General features: G+C 59.9%; 13 protein-coding genes and 3 pseudogenes. 10 read left to right on the top strand and 6 right to left on the bottom strand.

From position 1 onward, the window contains the following. The 4 genes from BLU35_RS33060 to folD form a co-directional block, all read left to right on the top strand. Nucleotides 1–294 (top strand): electron transfer flavoprotein subunit beta/FixA family protein (locus BLU35_RS33060; RefSeq protein WP_502688204.1); only part of this gene is annotated, 294 nt, incomplete at its 5' end. A 23-nt stretch (nt 295–317) separates the two neighbouring features. Then, entirely contained in the window at nt 318–1,265 is a 948-nt protein-coding gene (locus tag BLU35_RS33055) for an electron transfer flavoprotein subunit alpha/FixB family protein (RefSeq protein WP_093236269.1), read from the top strand. A 78-nt stretch (nt 1,266–1,343) separates the two neighbouring features. Further along, complete coding sequence (purU, locus tag BLU35_RS33050; RefSeq protein ID WP_093236268.1) at nt 1,344–2,228, top strand: formyltetrahydrofolate deformylase; 885 nt, start codon at nt 1,344–1,346, stop codon at nt 2,226–2,228. A gap of 2 nt (nt 2,229–2,230) precedes the next feature. Then, nucleotides 2,231–3,130 (top strand): bifunctional methylenetetrahydrofolate dehydrogenase/methenyltetrahydrofolate cyclohydrolase FolD, encoded by a 900-nt coding sequence (gene folD, locus BLU35_RS33045; RefSeq protein ID WP_093236267.1) that lies wholly within the window; start codon nt 2,231–2,233, stop codon nt 3,128–3,130. Nucleotides 3,131–3,549: 419 nt separating this feature from the next. On the opposite strand, the gene BLU35_RS33040 is transcribed toward folD, so the two are convergent. Next, complete coding sequence (locus BLU35_RS33040) at nt 3,550–3,849, bottom strand: thermonuclease family protein (RefSeq protein WP_353615057.1); 300 nt, start codon at nt 3,847–3,849, stop codon at nt 3,550–3,552. A 758-nt stretch (nt 3,850–4,607) separates the two neighbouring features. Here BLU35_RS33040 and BLU35_RS33035 point away from each other — a divergent pair. Beyond that, a pseudogene (locus tag BLU35_RS33035) lies at nt 4,608–4,814 on the top strand (ATP dependent DNA ligase); the annotation flags it as partial. 138 nt (nt 4,815–4,952) lie between these two features. On the opposite strand, the pseudogene BLU35_RS33030 reads toward BLU35_RS33035, so the two are convergent. After that, nucleotides 4,953–5,435 (bottom strand): annotated as a pseudogene (locus BLU35_RS33030) (ATP-dependent DNA ligase); the annotation flags it as partial. Nucleotides 5,436–5,872: 437 nt separating this feature from the next. Here BLU35_RS33030 and BLU35_RS35830 point away from each other — a divergent pair. The 5 genes from BLU35_RS35830 to BLU35_RS33005 all read left to right on the top strand — a co-directional run bounded on the left by BLU35_RS35830 (nt 5,873) and on the right by BLU35_RS33005 (nt 9,618). After that, complete coding sequence (locus BLU35_RS35830; protein WP_093236265.1) at nt 5,873–6,040, top strand: EsV-1-7 cysteine-rich motif-containing protein; 168 nt, start codon at nt 5,873–5,875, stop codon at nt 6,038–6,040. After that, on the top strand, nt 6,033–6,197 hold the full coding sequence (locus BLU35_RS35825) for a hypothetical protein (protein ID WP_176907547.1): 165 nt from the start codon (nt 6,033–6,035) through the stop codon (nt 6,195–6,197). The genes BLU35_RS35830 and BLU35_RS35825 overlap by 8 nt, the downstream gene beginning before the upstream one ends. A gap of 143 nt (nt 6,198–6,340) precedes the next feature. Beyond that, entirely contained in the window at nt 6,341–6,922 is a 582-nt protein-coding gene (locus tag BLU35_RS33015; RefSeq protein WP_093236264.1) for a dioxygenase family protein, read from the top strand. Nucleotides 6,923–7,627: 705 nt separating this feature from the next. Next, a complete protein-coding gene (locus BLU35_RS33010) occupies nt 7,628–8,299 on the top strand; it encodes a DUF938 domain-containing protein (protein ID WP_093236263.1) in 672 nt (223 codons plus the stop codon). 209 nt (nt 8,300–8,508) lie between these two features. Beyond that, nucleotides 8,509–9,618: a sulfite oxidase gene (locus BLU35_RS33005; protein WP_286161712.1), complete on the top strand. Its 1,110-nt coding sequence runs from the start codon at nt 8,509–8,511 to the stop codon at nt 9,616–9,618. Nucleotides 9,619–9,803: 185 nt separating this feature from the next. Here BLU35_RS33005 and BLU35_RS33000 read toward each other — a convergent pair whose 3' ends face one another. The 4 genes and pseudogenes from BLU35_RS33000 to BLU35_RS32985 all read right to left on the bottom strand — a co-directional run bounded on the left by BLU35_RS33000 (nt 9,804) and on the right by BLU35_RS32985 (nt 14,825). Further along, nucleotides 9,804–11,693, bottom strand: a complete 1,890-nt coding sequence (locus BLU35_RS33000; RefSeq protein WP_093236261.1) for an adenylate/guanylate cyclase domain-containing protein — start codon at nt 11,691–11,693, stop codon at nt 9,804–9,806. Nucleotides 11,694–11,946: 253 nt separating this feature from the next. Continuing rightward, complete coding sequence (locus BLU35_RS32995; protein WP_093236260.1) at nt 11,947–12,252, bottom strand: DUF982 domain-containing protein; 306 nt, start codon at nt 12,250–12,252, stop codon at nt 11,947–11,949. A gap of 361 nt (nt 12,253–12,613) precedes the next feature. After that, nucleotides 12,614–13,122: pseudogene (locus BLU35_RS36800) on the bottom strand (alpha/beta fold hydrolase); the annotation flags it as partial. 245 nt (nt 13,123–13,367) lie between these two features. Next, entirely contained in the window at nt 13,368–14,825 is a 1,458-nt protein-coding gene (locus BLU35_RS32985; RefSeq protein ID WP_093236259.1) for a DUF1254 domain-containing protein, read from the bottom strand. Nucleotides 14,826–14,912 lie beyond the last annotated feature (87 nt).

The following is a 14,912-nucleotide window of genomic DNA, read 5'->3' as shown; positions in this document are numbered from 1 at the left end:
GCAAGGGTGACGCGCGAAGTCGACGGCGGCCTGCAGACCATCGACATCAAGCTGCCGGCAGTTGTCACCACCGACCTGCGCCTCAACGAACCGCGCTACGCCTCGCTGCCGAACATCATGAAGGCGAAGAAGAAGCCGCTCGACAGACACACCCCTGCGGACTTCGGCGTCGACACCGCTGCCCGCCTCAAGGTGCTGAAGACCGAGGAGCCGTCGGGCCGCAAGGCCGGCATCAAGGTCAAGTCGGTCGCCGAGCTCGTCGAAAAGCTTAAAGTCGAAGCCGGCGTGCTCTGAGTTCAGGAAAGGGAGATTACACCATGGCCATTCTTCTTCTGGCTGACCACGACAGCAACCACCTTTCCGATCAGACCGCCAAGGCGCTGAGCGCGGCCTCCAAGATCGCCAGTGGGACTGGAGCCGATGTGCACATCCTCGTTGCCGGTGCCGGCGCCAAGGTGGCAGCCGAACAGGCGTCCAAGCTCGCAGGTGTTGCCAAGGTGCTCGTCGCCGACGACGCCTCGCTTGCCAACAACCTGGCCGAGCCGCTGGCAGCGCTGATCGTTTCGCTCGCCGGCAGCTACGACACGATCGTCGCAGCGGCGACCTCTGTCGGCAAGAACGTGATGCCACGCGTCGCGGCCCTGCTCGACGTTTCTCAGGTTTCGGAAATCATCGAGGTTGTCTCGGCTGACACCTTCAAGCGCCCGATCTATGCCGGCAACGCCATCCAGACTGTGCAGACGACGGAAGAAAAGCGCGTCATCACCGTGCGTACGGCATCATTTCCTCCGGCCTACTCCGAAGGCCCACCTGCTGCCATCGAAGAAATTCCGATGGCAGCCCTTTCTTCCGAGCTTTCGACCTTCGTGTCGAATGCCCTATCCTCGTCCGACCGTCCGGAACTGACCTCGGCCAAGATCATCATCTCCGGTGGTCGTGCACTCGGTTCGTCGGAGAAGTTCAGGCAAGTGATCCTGCCGGTTGCCGACAAGCTCGGTGCTGCCGTCGGTGCATCGCGCGCTGCCGTCGACGCCGGCTACGCTCCGAACGACTGGCAGGTCGGCCAGACCGGCAAGGTGGTCGCACCCGATCTCTACATCGCCTGCGGCATCTCCGGTGCCATCCAGCATCTGGCCGGCATGAAGGACAGCAAGGTCATCGTCGCCATCAACAAGGACGAGGAGGCACCGATCTTCCAGGTCGCCGACTATGGCCTGGTTGCCGATCTCTTCGAAGCACTTCCGGAGCTCGACACGGCAGTTTAATTCAAAAACTCAGTGCAACATAGGCGGCCACAGCTTTGCTGCGGCCGCGATCCACGCTTCCCTAGAGAGAGAGCTGTCATGCAGGCCTATGTTCTGACCATTAGCTGCAAATCCACGCGCGGCATCGTCGCCTCAGTCACCGGTTATCTTGCCGAGATTGGCTGTAACATCATCGATAGTTCACAGTTCGACGACATGCAAACCGGTCTCTTTTTCATGCGGTTGACTTTTATTTCGGAGAAAGATGCCGATCAAGCGGCGGTCGCCAAAGGTTTCTCGCCCGTTGCAGAAAAGTTCGCGATGAACTGGGAGCTACGTCACAGCGATGAGCGCATGAAAGTACTGCTCATGGTGTCGCGGTTCGGCCATTGCCTCAACGACCTACTTTACCGCTGGAAGATCGGTGCGTTGCCGATCGACATCGTGGGTGTCGTGTCCAATCACTTCGACTACCAGAAAGTCATCGTCAACCACGATATCCCCTTTCACCACATCAAGGTGACGAAGGAGAACAAGCCGCAGGCTGAGGCACGGCTGATGGAAGTGGTCGAGCAGTCCGGCGCCGAACTCATCGTCCTCGCCCGTTACATGCAGGTACTCTCCGATGCAGTGTGCAAGAAGATGTCGGGCCGGATCATCAACATCCATCATTCGTTCCTGCCGTCCTTCAAGGGCGCGAACCCCTATAAGCAGGCCTACGAGCGCGGTGTAAAGCTGATCGGCGCGACGGCGCACTATGTAACCGAGGATCTCGACGAAGGTCCGATCATCGAGCAAGACGTCGCCCGTATCACGCATGCGCAGTCGGCGGAGGACTATGTCTCGATTGGTCGCGACGTGGAGAGCCAGGTTCTCGCCCGTGCGGTCCACGCCCATATCCACCATCGGGTCTTCATGAACGGCAACAAGACTATCGTCTTTCCGCCGAGCCCGGGCTCCTACAAGTCCGAGCGCATGGGGTGAGCATGTCGATCACTATCGATGGCAGACAAGTTGCCGCTTCGGTCATCGAGACCGTGAAGGCCGCAACACGGGCGCTTGAGACCGATGCCGGTGTTCGCGCGGGTCTCGCGGTGGTCATCGTCGGCGACGATCCGGCAAGCCACGCCTATGTTTCGTCCAAGAGCAAGATGGCCAAGGAATGCGGATTCCTGTCGATCCAGCACACCCTGTCGGAGGCAACCACGCAGGAAGAGCTTGCAGCACTCGTTGCAAAGCTCAACGCCGATCCTTCCATTCACGGCATCCTCGTGCAGCTGCCGCTGCCGAAGCACCTGAACTCCGAACCGATCATCCAGTCGATCCTGCCGGAAAAGGACGTCGACGGCCTGCATGTCGTCAATGCCGGCAAGCTTGCGACCGGCGATCTCGAAAGCGGTCTCGTCTCCTGCACGCCGGCCGGCGCCATGGTCTTCGTGCGCCAGACCCATGGCGATGACCTCTCGGGGCTGAACGCTGTCGTCATCGGCCGTTCGAACCTCTTCGGCAAGCCGATGTCGGCGCTGCTGCTCGCCGCCAATGCGACCGTGACGACGGCGCATTCGCGCACCAGGGACTTGGCCGCCGTCTGCCGCAATGCAGATATCCTCGTTGCCGCCGTTGGCCGCCCAGAGATGCTGAAGGCTGACTGGGTGAAGCCCGGCGCGACGGTGATCGATGTCGGCATCAACCGCGTACCGGCGCCGGAAAAGGGTGAGGGCAAATCCAAGCTCGTCGGCGACGTGGCCTTTGCCGAGGCTGCCGAGGTCGCAAGCGTCATCACGCCGGTGCCGGGCGGTGTCGGTCCGATGACCATCGCCATGCTGATGGCCAACACCGTGATTGCCGCTCATCGCAAGGCTGGCCACAAGCCGCCGCGCTTCTGATCCCGCCTCTCTCCGATATCGGTATCGCAGCAGGCTGGAATAACAACGCACCAAAAGTAGGCGTATTGCGCGAGTGCCAGACACAGCTTGATGCGAAGATGTTCGCGCTATGGGCCAGAGAAACTGCATAATCTATCGTCGATGGCGCTTGGGCGCGGTCCACGGGTTCGTGGATGCATTCGGCTCGTCGCCCGCGTGGGGTATGGTGGGCCCGGCAGTTGTGCAAGAAGTGGCCAAAATCAATGACTTAGAATGAGGTGGGACCAGGTACCGCCCCATTGACTTCATTATCGAATTGGAAATCACAGGTCTTACCTTACCTCGTAGACTGTGGTCTTTCCTCCATCGTCACGCGTCTCCACGCCTTTGAACGACGCGTGCCAAGCTTCCCTTCGCCCCAGGCTATTCGTCCACCGCCTCTAACGACACCACGACTGCTTGAAGCCTACCCATCGGTGTGCCAATCCCTCGTCAACAAGCTGTGCGCCAAGGGATTGCCCATTGCGGTAGACGTCGCGTAGCTTGCGACCGTATTTATCCTCGTCACGCATCCCCGCTTTGAGACCGAATGCGCCGGCATTGAGAAGCGATTGCAGACGGATCGTGGCTTGTTCACCTAGCGCCTTCTCTTCGGCGCAACGCGGCTCACTGATTTCTGGGGTGTCTATGTCGGAGATCCGATACTTGATGCCGTCGAGCCAGAACGTATCACCATCCACGACGCACGTTGTTCGCACGCTCGATGTGCATATGGGGAAGGATGCGGAAATGGTATCTTCCGGCGGCACGGTTGCCCAGCCGTAGGCTCCACCTATCAAGACGCCAGCGAGAGGCAACACAACCACCCAGGGCGATAAACCCCTTCTCGGCGCCGCCGAGCGTTTGGTCGCATTGAATTTGGTGGACCTCCCCACGGCCTCACGCGACGCTCGCAGCTTGCCTGTCCCTTTTGAAGGCAGGCCTTTACCAAACACGGAATTGGCGACAAGTATCGCGCAAAGTAGCACGCCACCTATCAGCAGCGCGAAGGGCGAGCGACTTCCGCCACCGACTCCACCTCCCCATAGCCTGCTACGACGGCGCGCCTCGGCGTCATTTGGAAGTAGAAGCAGAAGTGGGCCGAGCACCAAAGCACGGCGACTTAACTGGTATGGCTCGCGCACATCTGGTCCCCTCAAACCAAAACTGCAGATCCCGCTTTACGCCAAACGATAGCACACGTTAAAATTTAGAAAAGACTAAACAAGCCTAGACTGCAACCTGCGCTGTGAGAGCACGGCTGAGGGCAGGTCTGCCTCTTTCGCCGCACGCGTGATCGGCAATTGGTTTGGAAAGCCTGCAACGAGGCAGGCTCACTGCACTGCAGTTCGCATTGGCTGCGCATTGATCTCGTAGACATGGCCGCCGGCCTGAATGGCTCAAGATCAAATGCGCGCGGCGCGATACCTTTGTGATTGTCGGCTATGAGCCCTCGACGATGCCTGGCGCGATCGGACGTTTGCTGCTGGCTGCCAAGAAGGGCGACGGCCTTGTCTACGTCGGAGGGTGCGGCACTGGGTGGAGCAATCAGGAATCCGTCGCGCTGCGCGAATTGCTCAACGCAATCCCGGCTGAGAAGCCGCCGGTAGGATTGAAGCGCAAGGGGGCGGTTTTCGCCCGTCCGCTCTTGATAGCCGAAGTCGAGTATCGCGCGTGGACGCAAGATGGAAAGCTTCGGCATCCTTCCTTCAAAGGCGTGCGAGAGATGGAAGGACCATCCGCTAGATCGGTAGGGCTTGTCCCGCCGCTCGGCGATGATGCCTTCAAGGCCAAGCTCGCATGCGGCGCGGAAGAACTCGGCGCCGTCGGCATTCACCTCCTCGGAGAAGCGGATTGCGCCGGTGCGGCCGGCCACGATCGGCTCGAGCAGCCGGCGCCGCTCGGACAGCGGAAAATTTCGGAGGTCGTGACCATCGAGATAGAGAAGGTCGAAGGCATAGAAAATGATCTCGCTCGCGTCGTGCGCGCTGGGCTTTTTGCCGACGGCGCGCTGCAGCAGGCCGAAATCTGAGCGGCCTTGTTCGTCGAGAACAACCGCCTCGCCATCCAGGATCATCGATGCGTGGCCGAGCTGGCCTGCTTCAGCGACGATCGGGCCGAATTTCTTCGTCCAGTCATATCCGCCGCGGGTAATCGCCCTCACCTCTCCTGGCTCGACGTGCACCGCGAGCCGGTACCCGTCCCACTTCACCTCAAAGGCCCACTCCGGCCCCTTCGGGGGCTTGTCGACGAGGGTTGCGACGCATGGCTCGACACGGCGCGGCATGAGGTCAGCCGGTGGCTCAGAAGGCGGGTTCTTTCTCCGCATTTTAGTCATGACGCATTAACGCATGAAACCGCGAAAACGTCTAAGCCGCGCCCCGCCTTTGATCGCCGTCGGCGGGCGGGAGGAAAATCACGGAGACGAGGCGAGATCCGCAACGCGGACAGCGGAGCCTGGAAGCGAGCATTGCGAGGGGGAAATCTCGGCCGCGCGTCGTGACCAGCGTCAGCATGTCGAGATCATAGGTCCAAGTGCACTCGCGAATGGACTTCAGGCCCTCGCGCTTGCCATAGGCACAGCGCGCCTTGAGGCGCCATCCGAGGCTGAAAGCTTCGCCAATTGTCTCGACCATGGGGCTGAAATAATATAAGAACAAAAGAAGAACAACAATTGGCGTTTGCACTCCCCAAGTTTGGGGAGGAGCCAGCAAGGAGATTTCCATGAGCGACGAGGGCCCAGCGAAAAAATCAACCGAAGGTCCCTGGATTCACCTCTGCGAGCATCCTGGCTGCAAGAAGTGGGGCGGCTTCGGTTTTGCCATCGGCAAAGGAGTGTCGAACTGGTTTTGTTACGAGCATCGGCCGGAATGGAAGATGGGCAATGCCTAAGAACGGCGCCTGGTGGCTGTCGGAGCTTGTCGCCAAGGTTCGCGTCGAATGCTCCTGCGGACTGAAGAAGCAATATGATGCCAAGGCGCTGCTGGAGCGCGTCGGCGAGGCGATTGATCCTCGCGTGCAAATCTTCATGGCCGCAATTCTGCCCTGAAGAGTCCTCGCCGAGCAAATCCCGATGCTCCGACGCTCCAGTACCGCCGACGCTGATGAAGTTGTCGATCGATTAACGTCCGCCCCACTTCTGCCCAATGGGGCCGCAACGATCTTGGCTTCCATGTTTGGAGATACAACGCTATGCCGACCCGGCGACATTTCCTTATCAGCTTCGTCACCACCCCGATTGTGCTGCCGAGCCTAGGCCATGCGGCCGGCACTCCGGTGGAGTTGCCGCTTACGGCTAGTTGCGGTGATGACCACGAGTTGACGCCGGCACAGACCGAAGGCCCGTACTTTACGCCGGAGAGCCCTGAAAAACAGGACTTCGCAAGCGATGCACCGGGCGGTGAAAGGCTGACGCTTGCTGGTTACGTACTCACCAAGAATTGCCAGCCGGTAGCGAAAGCGTTGATCGAGCTATGGCACGCTGATGAGAGCGGCACTTACGACAACATCGGATACAAACTCCGCGGACATCAATTCACGGATGCAGAAGGCAAATGGTGGTTCGAGACGATCGTGCCAGGGCTTTATCCTGGTCGCACCCGGCACTACCACGTGAAAGTTCAGCGGCCCGGGGGGAACGTGCTAACGACGCAACTCTATTTTGCCAATGAGCCTGGCAATGAACGTGACCGCATATTCAACGCAGCCTTGTTACTCGATATCAGGGCGACCAGCGACGGAAAATTCGGCCGCTACGACTTCATAGTGGAGTAGCTGGCGCGTTGCATCCACCAAGTGTTCACCTCGTTGCTCAATGCCGCAATGCCGCGCGGTTGCATACGGCCGCCACAAGTCTCACACCTATTGCCAGTCGAAATCTCCAAGATCGACCCGACGGGGACCTGAGCTTATTCCGAAGACCAGAGACTGCCGGGTAGCAGCGCTATGCCGGCTAGAGACATAGGCAAGCGGTCACCAACATGAGAACGAAGGTCGCTACCTGTGTCCGCTGTTGGCGCCGTCCGGCCAGCCGCCGTTCCGCATCGAGAACTGCCTTGGCCGCCCGCTCTGCCTGCCCGATGCGAGCCTATCTCTGGCCGCGGCTCGATGCGGATGTCTCCCGCAGCCATGCCAAACCGCATATCGCGCTGCGCAGCTGGTGCATCCAATCAACGCAAAGGATTGTTAGTGGCGGGGTCAGCGGTTCGTATCCCTTCAAGGCAAAGGATCGGAGACATCCGGACTGAGCGGCATGTTGCCGGCTTCCGGTCGGCTCAGGCTGATGGAGAGTTCGCGTTGCTGGATTTGATCTGAACGCCCCCGCGGGAAGAACGGAAGAACGGATCCTTGGTCGTTACAAGTCCGGCGTCGCAATTGGGGCCGAAAGCCGTCGGTCGGCTTCAGCCCGAAATCCTTGGTTTCAGTCCCATCATTTCCGCTATAGGGTGGTAGACATCGCCCAACGGGGATTCAAGGCCAATGCCCCCAGAGGAAAAGGACCGTTCGCCTGTTGCGCTGGAACAGAGCGACATAAGCGCCGACCAGCGCTTGTTCTCACCTTCCGTTGCGCGAAATTCGGCGCCGATCCTCGCGGTCCTAAAACGTCTCCTTCCAACATGTGGCGCCGTGCTGGAGATTGGATGCGGAACCGGCGAGCACGCCGTGTGTTTTGCGGGAGCAATGCCCAACCTCACCTGGCAACCGAGCGATCCGGATGCCGACGCCCGCACCAGCACGTCTAGCTGGATCAAATTCGCAGGGCTGAAGAATGTGCTGGCACCGCGGGATATTGATGTGTGCTCAGGACAGTGGGGCGTCGAACTGACGGGGCATTTTGACGCCATCGTGTCGATCAATATGATCCATATCGCGCCATGGGCGGCAAGCTTAGGATTGTTCGCAGGAGCTGGCCGTTTGCTTCACGCTGGTGGGCTTCTTCTTCTCTACGGCCCATTCATGCGCGACGGGGCACACAACGCCCCCTCGAACGCTGCATTCGACGCGGCTCTAAAGGAGCGCAACCCATCCTGGGGTGTGCGTGATATCGTTGATCTTGAGCAAGTGGGTGAGGCCGCTGGACTTAATCTCCGCGAGACTATCGAGATGCCTACCAACAATATGTTGCTGGTCTTCTCCAGCGGTAGTGCCTGAACGACAAGCGGGCGCGAAAGAGACGTGGGCTTATAGCAGCATTCGGCCCCTTTGCTGGCGTTCGAGGCCGATCCGAGGAACGTGCGCTATGTGCTAGAATGGGGCCGAAGACGGAACGCGACAGACGCACTGCGAGGGGCGGTGTGATCGTACCGGAATTCGCGCGACCGAGTGCCAACATTGTGCTCTTGGAAGGGGAGACGAGGACGATGCCGACACCAGAGCAACCCAGTCCAATAGTTCGACAGAAATCCCCACAGAACATCGAGTTTCCGTTTGCGTCACTCTCCGATTGGCTGATCCCAACCGAGCTTTTTTTCGTGCGAAACCATTTCCCATCGCCGGACCTCGATGCGCGAGACTGGAGATTGCGCGTTGGCGGGGCGGTAGAGCGGCCGATCGAACTTGACCTCGACAGTATCAAGGCGATGCGGAGCACGACTTTCACCGCCGTCGTCGAGTGCGCAGGGAACGGGCGCGTCTACTATGTGCCGCCGAAGGAGGGGTTGCAGTGGCAGAATGGAGCCGTCGGCAATGCCGTGTGGACAGGTGTTCTTCTTCGCGAGATTCTAGAAATGGTGGGCGTTAAGCGAACCGCACATGAGGTTCTGCTCGTAGGCGCAGACAGCGGTGTCGTCGACACGAACAAGAAAACGGCTTCTCCCGGCCCCATCGCTTTTGCGCGCAGTTTGCCGCTTGAGAAGGCCATCGCTGACAGCACGATCCTTGCCTATTCGATGAACGAGGAGCCGTTGACGCGCGATCACGGCTACCCGCTACGCGCGGTCGTGGGTGGCTGGTTCGGCATGGCTTGGGTCAAGTGGATTACGCATATCACGGTTGTGGAGCAACCGTTCCTTGGCTACTGGCAGGCGCGCGACTATTTCCGTTGGGAGCGCAGCCTTGGGGAACCCAGGCTGGTCCCCCTTGCGGAGATGGAGGTCAAAGCGCAGATCGCGCGTCCCGTACAGGGGGCGCGGCTCATCGCCGGCCGACCGTACCGGATTTTCGGAGCCGCCTGGAGCGGGGAGGCTGTTATCCGGCAGGTGCAGGTCTGCACCGGAGATGGCAGGGGCTGGCGCGAGGGAAGGCTCCTCGAAACAGAACGTCCCTTTGCATGGCGCTTGTGGGAGTACATGTGGACCCCTGAAGAAGTGGGGCGATATAAACTGCGATGTCGCGCGATCGATGGGTCGGGGTGCGTGCAGCCCGACCTTCCGCGTTCCGACTGCGAGAGCTACGCGGCCAATTGGATCGTTCCGGTGGAGGTTACGGTCGTTCCCGAGCCACAGACGTACGAGGAGGAATTCGTGATCTAATCACCTGCGTTTGCCCCTTCTTCGTTTTTTTAGTGTCCCGCGCGGCAACGATGAGCACGGCAGCCCTCGTACAGGGCGACGTCCACATCGGTGCGACAGGCAATCAGGAGATACGGAAGTCCTTCTTTACACGGCGGGGAGGTCTCGGCGACGCCAGCCCATATCGAGCTCGCCGGCCGCCGTTTTTACTGCGTAGCACACTCCGGCAGGCGCAATGGCCTTTTTATCTCCGCGAGCTCTTCCGCCTTGGCACAATCAGGAAAGCCGACCAGCCGCATGGTTTCGATCAACCGCTGGCGCTCCGCTTCGTTGAATCCGGAAATATTGACAAATCCCTCGACGCTCAAATTGGGAAACCTCCTCAGTGCGTCCGTTACCGCGACCTTCGCCTCCTCAGTTCGGCCAAGAGCCGCAAGCGCGCCAGAACGCATCACCCAGTGTTTCCTTGCATAGTTTTCCGGCGTCAAGCGGCCCAGCATCCGCAGGGCATCCTCATACCGGCCAGCCATGAAGTAGGCATGAGTGAAAATCCTGGCACTCCACATTGGGAAACCGGGATTGAGACTAACCGCCTTGTCGACCAGTTCCGCGGTGCGCTCAGGCTCGCCGAAGGTCGAGGCCCAATCGATATAGAAAGTCAGAACTTCGAACTGACCGGGAGCGAGGCGCAGTGCGGTATCGAACTCTGCTTTGGCGCGTTCGAACTCGCCTCTGTCACCTAAAAGGATGGCATAAACAGCATGCGCCTCGGCATCGCTCGGGTCGAGCTGGACGGCCCGCTCGGCAGCCGCTGCAGAGAGAGCCCGGTTCTTGTCGGGATCAACCCCAAAACCGATTAAAACACCATGGGCATGGCTCAGTTCGACCCAGGCGCGGGCAAGGCCCGGATCCAGTTCGACCGCGCGGGTCAGCAGCCTGACGGCCTCCTCGGCATCCGCCTGATTGACTTGCTCGAGCTTTTCGGTTCCGAGCAGATAGAGTTCGTAGGCGTTGAGATTCTCGGGCGGCTTTCTATGGGCGTTGATGCGGCCTGCCTCCTGGACCAAACCTGCGCCGCCGCCGAGGCGGTTCGAAATCTGCGCGGAAATTTCGATCTGGATCGCGAACAGGTCCTCGTCCGGCCGGTCCCAGCGTTGCGACCAGAGATGTTTGCCCGTTTTGGCGTCGACGAGCTGCGCCGTAATTCTTACGCGGTCAGATTGACGCTGGATGGAACCCTCGACCACAAATCCTGCGCCAAGCGCCTCGCCCACTTCATTCGGCGTGGCTGGTCTGTCCCGGTATTGTTCCGTCGAGTTACGGGCGATCACCTGGAATTCAGGGAACCCCGCCAGATCGGTGATTATGTCCTCAGTGAGTCCATCGGCGAGGCGTCCTGTGGCCGCATCGCCGCCATAGTTGTCGAACGGCAGCACCGCTACCAACGGCTTGCCGCTTACTGTCGCAGCTGGCCAGAAATGCCAGATCGTCCCGGCCAAAACCAGAATAAGGAGTGGCAAGACTGCTGCTGCCCAAACCCAGCGCTCAGGCGATGGCCGGGGTGGGTGGCGTCGGGCTTTTCCCTCAAGGAGGACGCGGAACGCCTGCACCGGTTCGGCGATATTCTTCACCTTCTGCTCGCCCATCGGCTCGAAGCCGAAAGCCAGCTTCTTTTCAACCTCCCGGGCGACCTTTCCCGAGACACAGATGCCGCCCGGGTCTGCCAGTTGCTGTAGCCTGGCTGCGACATTAACGCCCTCGCCATACCGGTCCTCGCCCTCGACGATCACCTCGCCGAGATTGATCCCAATCCTGATCTGGATCCGCTGGTCCCCGGGAACGGCGGCATTCCGCTCCGCCAGCCCGCGCTGCAGCGAGGCGGCGCATTCCACGGCGTCGACCACGCTACCAAATTCGGCGAGCATCCCGTCGCCCATAAGCTTGAAAATCTGGCCGTGATGACGGGCAATCTCCGGCTCAAACAGTTCCTGGCGTCCGGCGCGAAGTCGCTCGAACGTGCCAGCCTCGTCGCGTTCCATCAGCGCGGAATAGCCCACGACATCAGCAGCCAGGATGGCGGAAAGCTTGCGGTCCATTGTTTCGGCCCAAACCCACCGGATTATAGGACTGGTCGCACTTAAATGAAACGACAGACCTCAACAGCTTCAGGGAACCCGCGTTTCATTGGACACCTCTATTGAACGTCACAAGGCCGTCCCCCGGTACCAAATGCTCGTGTGAACCCGATTGTGGATCGCATAATGTATCGTCGGTAACGCTGCTGTTACGCTGCGTTTTACCCTAGTCTTTGAAGTTCAAAAGGCACGTCAGAACCAGGCCTTGGCGTTGTCAGGCCAATGGCTTGTTGCCGCGAGGTCCCGAACGGGCATGATAGTGGGCAGCAACCGCTGACGTCACCATGCCAGCCTCGAAGCACGCGCCGATGAAGGCCTCGCTAGCGACTGCTGAAGGAACCGTGTGGTTCAGCGCACCCCGACACGTCATGATGGCTCGTTCATAGCCTTGTCCGTGCCGTATCCGCCATTCATGTTCTAGAAAATCCAGCGCGTCGTAGACCGATGCGAATATGCGGTTCGTTCCTGACTGTAAACGAACAGATAGTGGAACCGCCCACGGTATCTCAGGAAGGCGCATGATGTCCTCCTTCCGTATGTTAACGGTTTGAAAAAATTAAATTAAATAACAAATGAAACTATACAGCGAGAAGCCCCGCCCTTCAACGTTGATACAGTAGTTATCTCGGGGGAGGGCTAGTACGTTCGCCGTACGAATTGCAGCGAACCCGGTGAGGGAGCCTAGACCCGCGATCCGGCCATAGGCTATCGCGAGGTTTTGTTCGCCGCGACCGGCGCATTTGGCGAAGATCCGGCTCTTGCGGCTGCGGTGACGCTGTTTACCACCGGATGTGTGGCGCAGGTCGCGTTTTTCGTTGCCGGCCGCATGAGATAATGATCGCAGGAACGCTGAGGGTGCCACTCACGGGAGTGGCTGATTGTTATGAACGTCGGTCCAGAAACATCCGAATTAATTCGGCTACCTTTTCAGGAACTTCCCATTGAAGGTTATGGCCGTAGCCGGCGAGAGAAATGAACTCCGCTCCGGCGATCGCGTCCCGCATTTGGGCCTGATGTTCCTCGGTCGCGATCACGTCCTCCTCGCCCCGGAGAATAAGGGTCCGCGCGGAAATATCCTGGAGAAGCGGCGACGGGTCGTGGGCAAGCTGCTCGTAACAGATCGAATGCCATATGCGTGATGGCACCGCGGCGCTTGCGCGGCGGGCTTGGGCCAGGAAACACTCGTCGACCGGCACTGCGCCAGAACACCAATCCCTTATGAAGCGCTTTCCGGGTCAATCGGATCGCGGAGCATCTGGATGTTTTCCCACAGCCATCCGTGGCGCTCGCGCAATGCGGCGGACGTGGACATAAGAATGATTTTGCCGACGAGATGGGGCCACCGCTCAGCGAGCGCCTGCGCAAGCCGCCCACCAAGCGAATGGCTAATGTATCGACTGGAATGTTGCGGCGGTGGGCCTGTCGCGCGCCTAATTAAATCCACAAGAATGCTTCCCATCACCTGCCCGGTCAGAGCAAGACGCACGCCTTGTTGAGCTATTGCAATCAGTGGATCCTACCTTCCGGCCGCCACCGCATCGATCAGGAGAGGCGCCTCAAGCAAATCTCACATCGGCCCGCGCTGGCCGATCTCGTTCTTGGTCGAGGTGGGGCCAGCGCTTCGGCGATTGGAGGTTACGGTGCGACGGCTTCAAAATCGCCGGGCGTCCAGCTCTTGTCAAAAGCCGCCTGCTCCGGTCCGTAGATGCGGATATAGGCAAACCAACCCTTGCCGGGCGATGTCTTGATCCACCGGTTTTCGCTGTCCTTCGGCTGTTCCGGCCCGAAGAACAGGCTGACCGGTTCGGAGCCCTTCACGTCCTTCAGTTCGAACAGCGACCGCAGCGCCGCCTTGTCCTGATCAGTCTGCACCTGAGAGCGGGTCGCGGAATCGTAGACAGTAACCGACCAGAACAGCTTGCCCGGCACGGGTTGCGGTATCGTCAGCCTGTAGTTCTTGCCGCCGTCGAGATACGCTCCCGAACTGTCGCGTGCGCCGAGCCAATAGAGCGAGCCTGCTCCGGCATCGCGCCGGAACATTGCCGGAGATGCGACGATCGCCTGCGCGAACCAGCGATCGCGCGCTTCGAGGTCGATGCCGGCGGGTGTTTCGAACTGCGCGTTGCCCGGAACAAGGCCGGCCCACTCCCATTGCCGATCCGACCAGTTCTTGCGGTCCGGCCGGTCGCTGTCGAACGCGGAAACCAGCATCTGGTCGCGACCCTGCCTTGCAGCCTGCTCCAGCACCGCCTTCATGCCGTCATCGGGATTGAACGGCTTGCCTTTTTCAATGCCGAGTTCTGCAAGCAGACCGTACATCGGCAGGAAGGCGGGGTTGGCGGTCTCGGCATCGATGACGCCGTGCAGGACTTGCCAGAACTGCAGATTGTCTTCCCAGCGCAGCGATGAACTGTCCATCGCCTTTTCCGTGGTCTCGATCACTTCAAGCGGTCTTGGATTATCGGCCTGCGAAAGCGGGTAGATCTTGACGGATCGCAGGCCATCCAGGGCCTTCTTGACGTCGCCGCCAACCGGAAGTGCGCGAAGTGCGATAAGGTTCTTGATCGAGGTGGAGCGACCGACGAAGTACCCTTCGGGCACCTCGCCGTCATAGCCCGGAGGCAGGACGAGATGTTTGCCGCCCTTGCCCTTGTCCGGACCCGGTAGGCCCATGTCCTGTACCCAGCCCTGGTTGTGGTCGTCCACCAGTCCGATGAACGCACCTTCCGGAAGCTCGATGACCATGGGGCCGTTCGACAGATCGAGAACGCCCGAACCGTAGGGCGTATCCGAATTGAGCGTGAAGCCGACCTGGCGTGGTCCTGTCGAGGCGATCCCCCATTGTTTGCCGTCTTCGATCCCGACATTTCGGTTGCCTTGGAATATGCCTTCCACCGATACGGTCGGATACCAGAACCGATAGGCGATAAGGGCGCGCTGGAGGAGGGCGTCGGCACGCACCTTCTGCGTCGTTTCAGGCGTCGGATAACCGCGCTCAAACGTATAGGAGGATGCCGGTGTTGCATCCTGCGACAGGGATGGAGACGAGAAGGCGAGGGTGAGCGCTAAAACTGCGAGCGAGGCGCGATACATGCGGATTTCCCTTTCTCTAATCGGGTGTACGATGGGCGGCGACATGCTGGTGCAAAACTCATGTCGCCGCTGAAACGCCGACTTGGT

This window comes from Sinorhizobium sp. NFACC03 (assembly GCF_900103435.1).
Classification (GTDB): domain Bacteria; phylum Pseudomonadota; class Alphaproteobacteria; order Rhizobiales; family Rhizobiaceae; genus Ensifer.
Note: the sequence above shows the minus strand (reverse complement) of the source record. Positions and strands in the feature narration are given on the sequence as shown.